Origin of the sequence: Massiliimalia timonensis (assembly GCF_900186585.1) — a bacterium.
Lineage (GTDB): Bacteria > Bacillota > Clostridia > Oscillospirales > Ruminococcaceae > Massiliimalia > Massiliimalia timonensis.
Genome location: NZ_FYDD01000004.1, coordinates 924,378 through 936,495, shown reverse-complemented (window position 1 = coordinate 936,495; position 12,118 = coordinate 924,378). Strand labels below are relative to the sequence as shown.

The 12,118-nt window shown below is 48.7% G+C and carries 10 protein-coding genes and 1 pseudogene; 2 read left to right on the top strand and 9 right to left on the bottom strand.

Annotation, left to right across the window (positions count from 1 at the left end; all coding sequences use genetic code 11):
- Positions 1–21: 21 nt before the first annotated feature.
- From CIB36_RS12215 to CIB36_RS12205, 3 genes are all read right to left on the bottom strand, one after another.
- The gene (locus CIB36_RS12215; protein WP_093989804.1) at positions 22–1,173 is read right to left on the bottom strand and encodes an NAD(P)-dependent malic enzyme; all 1,152 of its coding nucleotides are present in this window, start codon (positions 1,171–1,173) and stop codon (positions 22–24) included.
- A 28-nt stretch (positions 1,174–1,201) separates the two neighbouring features.
- Positions 1,202–2,050 carry a PHP domain-containing protein gene (locus CIB36_RS12210; RefSeq protein WP_093989803.1) on the bottom strand — a complete coding sequence of 283 codons (849 nt, stop codon included), beginning with the start codon at positions 2,048–2,050 and terminating at the stop codon, positions 1,202–1,204.
- 121 nt (positions 2,051–2,171) lie between these two features.
- Positions 2,172–3,377 carry an FprA family A-type flavoprotein gene (locus CIB36_RS12205; RefSeq protein ID WP_093989802.1) on the bottom strand — a complete coding sequence of 402 codons (1,206 nt, stop codon included), beginning with the start codon at positions 3,375–3,377 and terminating at the stop codon, positions 2,172–2,174.
- A gap of 153 nt (positions 3,378–3,530) precedes the next feature.
- Here CIB36_RS12205 and CIB36_RS12200 point away from each other — a divergent pair, with 153 nt between their 5' ends.
- The gene (locus tag CIB36_RS12200) at positions 3,531–4,241 is read left to right on the top strand and encodes an AzlC family ABC transporter permease (protein WP_093989801.1); all 711 of its coding nucleotides are present in this window, start codon (positions 3,531–3,533) and stop codon (positions 4,239–4,241) included.
- Positions 4,238–4,567, top strand: a complete 330-nt coding sequence (locus CIB36_RS12195; RefSeq protein ID WP_093989800.1) for a branched-chain amino acid transporter permease — start codon at positions 4,238–4,240, stop codon at positions 4,565–4,567. Before CIB36_RS12200 ends, CIB36_RS12195 begins: the two co-directional genes overlap by 4 nt.
- A 52-nt stretch (positions 4,568–4,619) precedes the next feature.
- On the opposite strand, the gene CIB36_RS12190 is transcribed toward CIB36_RS12195, so the two are convergent.
- From CIB36_RS12190 to CIB36_RS12170, 6 genes and pseudogenes are all read right to left on the bottom strand, one after another.
- Positions 4,620–4,775, bottom strand: a complete 156-nt coding sequence (locus CIB36_RS12190) for a rubredoxin (protein ID WP_093989799.1) — start codon at positions 4,773–4,775, stop codon at positions 4,620–4,622.
- 90 nt (positions 4,776–4,865) lie between these two features.
- Positions 4,866–7,691, bottom strand: a complete 2,826-nt coding sequence (uvrA, locus tag CIB36_RS12185) for an excinuclease ABC subunit UvrA (protein WP_093989798.1) — start codon at positions 7,689–7,691, stop codon at positions 4,866–4,868.
- 25 nt (positions 7,692–7,716) lie between these two features.
- Positions 7,717–7,911 carry a GNAT family N-acetyltransferase gene (locus CIB36_RS13680; protein ID WP_324612420.1) on the bottom strand — a complete coding sequence of 65 codons (195 nt, stop codon included), beginning with the start codon at positions 7,909–7,911 and terminating at the stop codon, positions 7,717–7,719.
- Positions 7,912–7,946: 35 nt separating this feature from the next.
- The gene (locus CIB36_RS13675; protein WP_324612419.1) at positions 7,947–8,171 is read right to left on the bottom strand and encodes a GNAT family N-acetyltransferase; all 225 of its coding nucleotides are present in this window, start codon (positions 8,169–8,171) and stop codon (positions 7,947–7,949) included.
- Positions 8,161–10,137, bottom strand: coding sequence for an excinuclease ABC subunit UvrB (uvrB, locus tag CIB36_RS12175; RefSeq protein WP_093989797.1), 1,977 nt, complete (start codon positions 10,135–10,137; stop codon positions 8,161–8,163). The genes CIB36_RS13675 and uvrB overlap by 11 nt, the downstream gene beginning before the upstream one ends.
- Before the next feature lie 602 nt (positions 10,138–10,739).
- A pseudogene (locus CIB36_RS12170) lies at positions 10,740–11,243 on the bottom strand (ABC transporter ATP-binding protein); the annotation flags it as partial.
- Positions 11,244–12,118: the final 875 nt, after the last annotated feature.

Here is a 12,118-nt window from a genome sequence, read left to right as displayed (position 1 = left end):
CCGGCGTTACTTTCCCTCTCATTATTTTACAGCGTCGGCTACAGCCTTCGCCACATTAGCCGCGACCTGCTTATGAAATGGATCCGGCAAAATATATTCCGGCGCCAGCTCTTCCTGCGGAATGATCGAAGCAATCCCGTATGCCGCCGACAGCTTCATCTCATCGGTAATATCGGTGGCCCTTGCCTGCAAAGCGCCCTTAAAAATACCGGGAAACGCCAACACATTGTTGATCTGATTTGGGAAATCGCTTCGCCCAGTTCCTACGATATACGCCCCCGCTGCCTTAGCCTCGTCCGGCATGATCTCCGGAACTGGATTCGCCATGGCAAATACGATAGGCTTTTCATTCATAGACTGGATCATCTCTGCCGTCAAAAGCCCCGGCCTGGATACACCGACAAATACATCTGCTCCCTCCATCGCGTCAGCAAGCAAGCCTGTCTTGTTATCCCGGTTGGTGATCTGCGCCATTTTTTCCTGCGCTTCGTTCATATACGGCGCCCCGCGGTACAGGATCCCGTCCTTGTCACACATGATAATGTTGCCGACCTTTAACAGCATCAAAAATTTCGCGATCGCAATGCCTGCGGCCCCTGCGCCGTTTACCACGACCGTCATCTCTTCCAGCGGCTTTCCTGTCAGGCGGGAACTGTTGATCAGCGCCGCCCCAACTACGATCGCCGTACCGTGCTGGTCGTCGTGGAACACCGGGATATTCAGCTTTTCCTTAAGCTGGCGTTCGATCTCAAAGCATCTTGGCGCGGAAATATCCTCTAAATTGATTCCACCGAAACTTAAACCAATCAGTTCAATCGTGCGGACGATCTCTTCCACGCTTTTGGAGTTGACGCAAAGCGGGATTGCATCCACCCCTGCAAATTCCTTAAACAGGCAGCATTTTCCTTCCATCACCGGCATAGCCGCCAGCGGTCCAATATCGCCAAGTCCCAGCACAGCCGTGCCGTCGGTGATAACGGCCACCAAATTCCCGCGGCGCGTCAGTTCATAGGACAGTTCCGGGTCTTTTTCGATTTCCAGACAAGGCGCCGCCACCCCTGGCGTATAGGCGAGGGAAAGTTCCTCCTTGTTCGTGACCGGCGTGCGGGAGATCACTTCAATTTTTCCCTGCCATTCCTTATGCTTTAATACTGCTTTTTCATTTAAGTCCATCTAAAAACGTTCCTTTCCTGCTGTAATTCTATCTGGAGGCCTGGCGTTTCTGTTCCTTGGCACGGAACAGTGCGTCTAACGATTCCTGCGAAGTGTACCGGTTCCCAATCGGGCTGGGTCGGGAGGCATAAAAGCCGTGAAAATCCGATCCGCCGGTCATAATCAGGCCGTGTTCCTGTGCTACCTGTTTTAAAAAGCCTTCTTTTTCCTGGGGGCACCGGCTGTGGTAAACCTCGATCCCATCCAGCTTTTCCTCCGAAACCAGCCGCTTCATCAGGTCAATGCTGTCGTATTCATATGGATGTGCCAAAACAGCGAGCCCCTGCGCTTGATGGATCAGATCGATCACCTCATCCACCTCCGGATACTCCACTTTGGAAAGAAGCACCCCGGTTTTCGGGTCAAACAGTTCATGGTACAAACCGCCGAAAATATGGGTGGTATATCCATAGCACATCAACGCATGCATAATATGCTGCTTGTAGATCGCCGTACTGTGCTTGGAAAACCGCAGCACATCCTCTACCGATACCGGAAAATAGCGGGTCAGCTTCTGAATCATTGCCCTGCCCGCCTTTTTTCTGGATTCGCACAACCGGACGCACAGCCCTTCTAAGCGATCCGGCTTTTCGGGCAAATAGCATAAAACATGCACCTTTCTTCCTGTTTTAGGATCCCTGCTGGAAAACTCAACACCCGGGATCACCTGCACCCCATAGCGGTCCGCCAGGACTTTAGCACGAGACATAGAAGCCACCGTGTCGTGATCCGTAATTGCCAAAAAGTCCATCCCCGCGCGCTTCCCGCGGGAAATCACTTCCTCGATCCCCTCAGAACCATCGGACAGCCGGGTATGGCAATGTAAATCCCCTTTCATGTTCGATACCTCCTGTTAACTCTTTTTATTATACTACAATCATCTGATCCATGGCAAGTTTTTGCCGAATCACAGCAAAAGCGAACTGCAGTGATTCTGCAGTTCGCTTTGATGATGTCTATTATTTTAATGATTCAGCAAACGCCGCGCCAAATTCTTCCGCTCTTTTCAAATCTTCTTCGCTGGGTACGAAAATAACACGGAAATCTTCCGCGAACAATTTGGTTTTCAAGCACTGTAAGCGGGTCCGGATGTTGGCAACCGCTTCGCCGCTCCAGCCATAGGAACCAAATACGGCGACTGGGCGCTTTTGGATATTAATGGCATCCGCATGAGCCAACAGCATGTATACCGGCGGCACCGCATCCCGGTTCAGGGTCGGGGAACCGATCAAAAACGCGTCGCTTTCGTTCATGATACCGCCAAGAGTCGCCAAATCGTGATCAATGATATTGTAGGTTTCCACCGCCGCATCCGGGAATACACGGTTGATCCCCTTGGCCATCGCGTCGGCAAGCTGTTCGGTGTTTCCGTAAGCCGTGCAGTAGAAGATCGGGATCACCTTTTGTTCACTCTTGACAGGGGTGCTCCACTCCCTATATTTTTCCATGGCAGCAGGAAGCAGATTCCCCTTGGTCAGCACCGGGCCATGACTTGGCGCGGCAATTTCTACCGGCAGGGAGTCCATGATATCCAAACCTTTCAAAACATACGGCTTGAACGGCCCGAAAATCGCGTCATAATAGCCACGGAACGCCGTTTCATAATCTTCTGGATATGCCACGGAAGAATCCATTGCCTGCGGTTCGCAGTAGTGGCTGCCCAAAAAGTCACAGGTGAAAAGGACCTTGTCCTCTTCCAGCCAGGTAAACATGGAATCCGGCCAATGTAAAAACGGCGCGCTTAAAAAGGTAAGAGTTTTCCCTCCCAGATCCAGAGTTTCTCCATTTTTCACGATACGGAGGTTTAAATCAGTTCGATTGGTGATATTTTTCAGATACAAAGCCCCAGCCTGCGAAGCGATGATCTGCAGGTTCGGAATCACTTCCAGCAGTTTTGCAATCGCGCCCGAATGATCCGGCTCATTGTGGTTCATCACCAAATAGTCGATCGAGCTCAGTTCGGCAACATCCTGAATATTTTCCATTAGGTAGTCTAAAAAGTGTTTGTGGGAAGTTTCGATCAAAGCGGTCTTTTCGCTTCCTTTTACCAGATAAGCATTATAGCTTGTCCCAAATTCGGTGGACATTACAATATCAAATACACGCAGGTTCGGGTTCAAAACGCCTACGCTGTATACGTCTTTTGCAATTTCTTTATGAAACATACTGACTTCCTCCTATTTTTTTACTTGAATATCTGCTTATATCATACCACATCAGTATAACTTTTGTAAAGATTCTCGCCGTTGTCATGTTTGACAAATTTTAGACATTTTATTACAATAAAATCAGTTTATCAATACAGGGAGTTTTGTTTTATGAATGTGAAAAGAAAAGCGCTGCGCGCCGCCTTTCCGCATACGATCCCCATTATGGCGGGCTTTTTGTTTTTGGGAATCGCGTATGGTATTTTTATGCAGAGCAAAGGTTTTTTCTTTATATGGCCTATGCTGATGAGCATGACGATCTTTGCCGGTTCTATGGAGTTTGTCACCGTCAGCCTGCTCGCGTCTGCGTTCAATCCTTTATACGCTTATCTTTTGACCCTGATGGTCAACGCGCGTCACCTGTTTTACGGGATCTCGATGCTGGACACCTTCCGCGGCACCGGCAGGAAAAAGCCGTATCTGATCTTCGGGATGTGCGATGAATCCTTTTCTATTTTATGCTCGACCAAAGCCCCGGAAGGGGTAGACCATGGATGGTTCTGTTTTTTTGTCACCCTTTTAAACCAGTGCTACTGGGTGGCGGGCGCCACGATCGGCGGGCTGATCGGCGGATTTTTGCCCTTTGAACTGGAAGGCATCGACTTTGTGATGACCGCCCTGTTTGTTGTTATTTTTCTAGAACAATGGCTTTCCCAAAAGCACCATCTCCCTGCCTGGGTCGGGCTTGGCGCTTCTGCGCTGTGCTTAGTATTCTTCCGTTCAGACCAGTTTATTCTTCCGGCAATGGCCTGTATCCTGATTTTATTAACGGTCCTGCGAAAGCCTATCAGCCGAAAATTGGAAGGCGGTGAAACAGCATGACGATGACCTTGACACAGGCTGTCATCACGGTAGCCGCCGTAGTTTTAGGAACAATGACTACACGTTTTCTGCCGTTTATCCTGTTTCCGGAAGGACGGAAGACCCCCGCATATATCCAATATCTTGGAAAGGTGCTCCCTTTTGCTGTGATCGGGCTTTTGGTCGTTTACTGCCTGAAAGATGTTTCCTTTCTTACCGCGCCTTTTGGCATTCCCGAGCTTTTGGGGATCGCTGTAACCGCTGCACTTCACCTATGGAAACGGAACATGCTGATTTCCATTGCCGGCGGAACGGTCATTTATATGGTGCTGATCCAAGTTATTTGATTCCTCAATCAATAAAAAAGCGGCGAGAAAATTCTCGCCGCTTTTTTATTGATTATGCATCTTCAAACATGTCTTTGCCAACGCCGCATAGCGGGCAGACAAAATCTTCCGGAATTTCTTCCCACGGGGTCCCCGGAGCGATTCCGCCTTCTTCATATCCTACTTCTGGATCATATTCCCAACCGCAAACTGTACATACTTTTTTCATGTTAAAAACTCCTTTCACGGTAACCATCGATCAACTATTTGTTGCATCCTTAATATACCATATAAGTGTATTTTTGTAAAGATATTTTTATTATTTTTCCAAAATTTTTTTCAAATATAGCCCTGTATACGATTTTTTGTTCTTCGCTACCTGCTCCGGTGTCCCTGTCGCCACGATCTTTCCGCCCTTGTCGCCGCCCTCCGGCCCAAGGTCGATGATGTGGTCGGCGACCTTGATCACATCCAGATTGTGCTCGATCACCAACACGGTATTCCCGGCATCTACCAAACGGCCCAGCATCTCTACCAGCTTGTGGATGTCCGCAACGTGCAGGCCGGTGGTCGGCTCGTCCAGAATATACAACGTTTTTCCGGTAGAACGCCTTGAAAGCTCTGTTGCCAGTTTTACGCGCTGTGCCTCCCCTCCGGAAAGGGTAGTCGCCGCCTGCCCCATCTTGACATAGCTTAACCCAACATCGCACAGGGTCTGGAGCTTGCGCTGAATCTTTGGATGGTTTTCAAAGAAATAAAGCGCTTCCTCGATCGTCATTTCTAAAACGTCATGGATGGTCTTCCCCTTATATCTTACCTCCAAGGTCTCCCGATTATACCGTTTGCCCTTACAAACGTCACAGGGAACATAAATATCCGGCAGAAAATGCATTTCGATTTTAATGATCCCGTCCCCTTCGCAGGCCTCACAGCGGCCGCCTTTCACATTAAAGGAAAAACGCCCTGCATTGTATCCGCGCATCTTGGCGTCCTGGGTCATGGCAAACACTTCCCGAATATCGGTAAATACGCCCGTATAGGTTGCCGGGTTAGAACGCGGGGTCCGTCCGATCGGGGACTGGTTGATGTCGATGATCTTGTCGATGTGCTCCAGCCCCTCAATGGCTTTATGAGCGCCCGGCTTGATCCTTGCCTTATTCAGTTCTTTCGTAAGGGCTTTGTAGATTACCTCATTGACCAGCGACGACTTTCCTGAGCCCGAAACCCCGGTCACACAGGTCAGTGTTCCAAGCGGGATCTCCACATTGATATTTTTAAGGTTGTTTTCTTTTGCCCCAAGAACCCGTAAAACCTCTCCGTTTCCCCTCCGGCGTTCTTTGGGCACTTCGATCTTCTGCTTCCCGCTCAGGTACTGCCCAGTGATGGATCGCTCGCAGGCGATGATGTCTTCAATCGAGCCCTGAGCCACAATCTCCCCGCCGTGCACCCCGGCGCCAGGACCGACGTCGACGATGTGGTCGGCGGCATACATGGTGTCCTCGTCATGTTCCACGACAATTAAGGTATTGCCCAGATCCCGCAGCCGTTTCAGGGTAGCGATCAGCTTGTCATTATCCCGCTGGTGCAGGCCGATGCTCGGCTCATCTAAAATGTAAACGACCCCTACCAGAGATGATCCGATCTGGGTCGCCAGTCGGATACGCTGGCTTTCCCCGCCGGATAATGTCCCTGCCGAACGGGAAAGGGTGAGGTATTCCAAGCCGACGCTTTTTAGGAAACCCAGCCGTTCCCTTACCTCTTTTAAGATCTGGTGTGCGATCATTTCATCTTTTTCGGAAAGCTTTAACTGTTCCACAAAATCCAACGCCTGCACCACAGACATTTTACAGAAATCGCTGATGTTCGTTCCACCAACCGTAACAGCCAAAATCTCCGGCTTCAGCCGCTCTCCGTGACAGTCCGGACAAGGAACCGCGCTCATTACCTGGGTAATTTCATCGCGCATGTAGTTGCTCTGTGTTTCACGGAAACGGCGTTCCAAATTGTTGAGGATCCCCTCAAAGGAGGAACGGTAATTGCTTTCCCCAAATTCGTTCGTACGCTGAAACTGAATGATCTCGCCGTCGTTTCCATATAGCAGGATCTGCTGTACCTTTTTGGACAGCTTCCCAAACGGTGTGTCCAAACTGAACTGATAGTGTTTGGCCAGCCCCTCGTAATACATCTGCGAGATGCTTCCATCTGCATAGTACCAGCCGCTAGCCTTGATCGCACCTTCCCGGATGGAAAGCGCCTTGTTCGGTACGATCAAATCCGGGTCTACTTTCATAAAAGTCCCCAGCCCGGTACAGGTCGGGCAGGCCCCGTTCGGATTGTTAAAGGAGAACATATTTGGTTCCAGTTCCTCAATACTGATCCCATGTTCCGGACAGGCATAGTTCATGGAAAATAAAATTTCTTCCCCATCAGTCACGTCAACGATCACAAGGCCGTCTGAAAGCGCTACCGCTGTTTCCAGCGAATCCGCCAAACGGGAACGCACCTCCTCCTTAATAACAAGGCGGTCCACCACTACTTCAATGTTGTGTTTTTTATTTTTTTCCAGCTTGATGGTTTCTGAGAGGTCGTATAGGTTCCCGTCCACCCTAACGCGGACATAACCCGAACGACGCGCAGCGTCCAGTTCTTTGACATGCTCCCCTTTTCGCCCCTTTACCACGGGCGCAAGGATTTGGATTTTCGTGCGCTCCGGCATTGCCATAACCTGATCGACTACCTGGTCCACAGTCTGCTGTTTGATCTCCCTGCCGCAGACCGGGCAGTGCGGCACTCCGATCCTCGCATACAAAAGCCTTAAATAATCATATATTTCGGTGACCGTTCCCACGGTAGACCTTGGGTTTTTTGAAGTGGTCTTCTGGTCGATCGAAATAGCGGGGGATAAGCCTTCAATGTCGTCCACATCCGGCTTTTCCATCTGCCCCAAAAACTGCCTTGCATAAGAGGACAGGCTTTCCACATAACGGCGCTGCCCGTCGGCATAAATGGTGTCGAACGCCAGCGAGGATTTCCCTGAACCGGACAGTCCGGTAAACACCACCAGCTGGTCCCTTGGTATTGTCAGATCCACATTCTTCAGGTTATGCTCTCTGGCGCCTTTGATTACGATTTGGTCTTTTGCCATATTAACTCCTTCTTTTTTCGGCATACTACAGCCATTGTACAAATGCTGTTTTGTCCGTTTTCCGGTACCCGGCTCTTTCATAAAAGCGCAGGGTGGATTCCTTTTTAGACCCGGTCATCAGCATGATTTTATAGCAACCGCATTCCGCCGCTAAATTTTTGGCGGCTTCCAGCACCGCCGAGCCACAGCCCTGGCCGCGGTAATCCCTGCGTGTCACCACATTTTCTACCAGCGTATAGGGGCGCTGCCCATGTGTCAGAGATTAGGAACGATGACCAGCACACAGGAAGAAACCAGTTTCCCAGCCTCTTCTATCACCAGAATTTTTTGCCGGCGGTCGCAGAGGATCTCTTCCCAAACATCAAGTAAGTTGTTTTCTTTCGCTGGAACCGTTCCATCATGCAGATGCGTATAAAGCTCCAGCAATTTTTCCAGATCCCCCGAATTGGCGGGCCGTATTGTCCGTTCTTTATGTTTCATCAGTCAGTTCCTTGATCTTATCACGGATCTGGGCCGCGTACTCAAATTCCAGCAGCTTGGCTGCTTCTTTCATTTCCGCAGTCAGCCGTTTCACCATTGCCTGTTTTTCACGGTCGTTCATCCGCTTTTTCAGCTTGCGGACGTCTGCCTCCTCGTCCTTCTTGGAGATTTCAATGATCTCCCGGACATCTTTCCGGATCGTTTTCGGTACGATCCCGTGCTCCTCATTGTATTTCATCTGAATGGAGCGGCGGCGTTGGGTTTCGCTTAACGCACGTTCCATAGACGGGGTAACGCTGTCCGCGTACATGATGACCTGTCCCTCGGCGTTCCTCGCCGCACGTCCGATCGTCTGGATCAGGGAGGTTTCGCTTCTTAAAAAGCCTTCTTTGTCTGCGTCTAAAATGCAGACTAAGGAAACTTCAGGAATATCCAGCCCCTCCCGCAGCAGATTGATGCCGACCAAGACGTCGAATTCGCCCAAACGCAGGTCGCGGATGATCTCCATCCGCTCAATGGTGTCAATGTCATGGTGCATGTACCGCACCTTAATGTCCAAATTTCCCAGATAAGCGGTCAGATCCTCCGCCATCTTTTTAGTAAGCGTGGTGATCAGCACCCGCTCTTTCCGTTCAATCCGCTGATTCACTTCGCTGATAATATCCTCGATCTGCCCTTCTACCGGTTTCACGATCACCTCTGGGTCAAGCAGGCCGGTAGGACGGATCACCTGTTCCACGATCTGAGTACTGAGCTCCTTTTCAAACGGTCCGGGTGTGGCGGAAACAAAGACGATCTGATTCAGCTTCCCGTAAAATTCGTCAAAGTTCAGCGGACGGTTGTCATAGGCGGAGGGCAGACGGAACCCGTAATCAATCAAAGTCTTTTTCCGGGCAAAATCTCCGTGATACATCCCCCGCACCTGTGGGGTGGTTACATGCGATTCGTCGATCAGCAGCAGAAAATCCTTTGGGAAATAGTCAAGCAAAGTAAAGGGCGTACTTCCCGGCTCCCTGCCCGACAGCACGCGGGAATAGTTTTCAATGCCCTTGCAAAAGCCGATCTCGGAAAGCATTTCAATATCATACCGGGTCCTCTGTTCGATCCGCTGTGCTTCCAGATACATTTCATTTTCCTTGAAATACTTAACCCGTTCCAGCATCTCGTCCTCAATCGCCTGAATCCCCTGGCGCAGTTTCTCTTCCGGCACGATATAATGAGAAGCCGGATAGATCGCCACATGGGAAACCACAGCCTTGATCTCCCCAGTCAGGGTGTTGATCTCGGAAATACGGTCGATCTCATCGCCGAAAAATTCTACCCGGATCGCGTTGTCCCCGGAATAAGCCGGGAAAATCTCTACTACATCGCCCCGCACGCGAAACTTGTTGCGGATAAAGTTGATGTCATTGCGCTCATACTGGATCTCCACCAGCTTGCGGATCAGGTCATCTCTGGATTTTTCCATGCCTGTCCGCAAAGAAATGACCATGTTCCGGTAGTCGATCGGGTCACCCAGCGAATAAATGCAGGACACGCTTGCCACAATGATGACATCCCGCCTTTCACTCAGCGCCGAAGTGGCAGAATGGCGGAGCTTGTCTATTTCGTCATTGATCGCACTGTCCTTTTCAATATAGGTGTCCGTATTTGGAATATATGCTTCCGGCTGGTAATAGTCATAATAGGAGACAAAATACTCAACTGCATTTTCCGGAAAAAATTCCTTAAATTCGGAACAAAGCTGAGCTGCCAATGTTTTGTTATGTGCCAGCACCAGCGTCGGGCGGTTTACCTGCGCAATAATATTCGCCATGGTAAAGGTCTTTCCGGACCCGGTAACCCCCAGCAAGGTCTGCTCCTTATCTCCACGCTTCAGTCCCTCTACCAGTTTTTTAATGGCGGCAGGTTGGTCGCCGGTAGGCTGATAAGGCGCCACCAGTTTAAATTTCTCCTGATTATCCATCGGCAATTTCTCCTGTTTTCGCAGCGGTGTTATGACAAGTGAATATCATATCGGTTTCAATTAAGAACAAATGTTTTCTTTTTTATCCTACTACAAAATAACTCTTTTGTCAATGTTTTAGTATACCACAAAAGTATACCACAAAACCTCATATTTTTCAATTCTTCAAGATAAACTAATAGGCCAACTGATCCACTGTTTTCGCCCTTGATTTTAATACGCAAGATATTAAGGCTGTTTTTAAAACACGCGAAATGTGTTTAAGAATTGCAAACCAAAATTTGTAAACGAAGCGACAGAATGATCATCAAGCAGGGATCTGTAATATTATTCGCCCCACTTTCTTTGCCTATCCGCTTCATTATCGGGGCGTTTTATTTTCACACAATGGCACTCATAAAGACGCCTTAACCTAAACTAAGACTGTTTCTGAAAGTTGTTTCAATTTCTTTCCTGAAAATTTTTGCTACCTCCTCACAAATCCTCTTTTCCTGTAAGCCTCCGCAGTTGCTTACCGATGCCCCGTTCAGCATCTAGGTACAATTTCAAACAGCCTAGAAAGGTTTGCAGATCCTTCCCAGGCTGTTTGACTTCTAAAAATTTTATTCCAAGCTCCATTGAGCGCTTTGCTGCTGAAGCTCTACCATACGGCGATAGATCCCGCCCTTGGCCATCAGTTCCGCTGGAGAGCCTTCCTCCGCAACCTTGCCGTCTGCTAGGACAACGATCTTGTCAGCCGCCTCCACAGTACGCATTCGGTGAGCGATGACCAATACGGTCTTGCCTGTCAGCAAGCGAGAGAGCGCTCCCTGTACTTTGGTTTCGTTTTCTACATCTAGGCTTGCAGTCGCCTCATCCAGCAAGACAATGGGGGCGTCCTTTAAGAGTGCCCGGGCAATGGAGATCCGCTGCCGTTCCCCGCCGGAAAGCTTCGCTCCATTTTCCCCAATCGGCGTATTGTAACCTTTGGGCAGCTTGCGGACAAATTCGTCACAATTGGCAGCTTTAGCCGCGGCGAGGACCTCCTCTGTGGCGCCATGCTTACCAAGGCGGATGTTTTCCATCACTGTGTCGTCAAACAGCACTACATCCTGAAAAACCATACTTTTTCACGGGTTTGCTTTTTGCCTTTATATATAAGGGGGTTAAAAAACAGGGGTTTTAGCACGTTTCAACGCGGCGTCCCTCACGTAATAGGTTTCAGGAGAATTTATTCGTCTACCCAAACCGATTTGGAAAAAGAAAAAGCCCGGAAAGCCAGTGATACCAAGGCTTTTCAGGCATAGATGCAAGCTTTGACTTGATACCGATGCTCATAACGAAACTTGAGAAATAAAAATCCGAGTGTCCATATGAACCCTCGGAGTAGCAACCAGAATAAGAAACTGATGAATTGCGATGATACCGCCTACCAAGGATACGCTTTGTCTTCTATTACTATCTATTACCAAAAGCAATAAGAGAAATACGCCGTACCTTAATTGGAACCCGGCAAGAAGTCAACCTAATAATCGAATACAGAGATCGAGTTTTAAAAGAATAATATACTGAGTTATGTAATAAGGAGCTTTACTAGATCATTCAGTGAAATATATAAATATAGCAATTTAAATGGAAAGAATTCCCGTATCAGAGAGGATATATCATTATAAACGTTCAAAGCCGTGATGAAGTGATTTTTGAATTTCGGCGGCGTTTTCCAGATCAAAGTCCTGGTATAATCAACTGTTCAGATAAAGATGCACAGAGAATATTAGTCTTGTATGATAATAGACTTTGTCCCTCAAAATAAGATAGACGTTTTTGCATATATCTACACTGTCTATAGAACGGCCGTTTAGCCTAAACGGAGAATTTATGAGTGACCTAGAAAGTAGTTATCATACCGTTAATGAATCTGCGAACCCCTAAAAGGCGTTATACTACCTATGCTGAGTGATGGTAAATGCTTGTTCTGATCTAGTAGACTAGGAGTACAGAG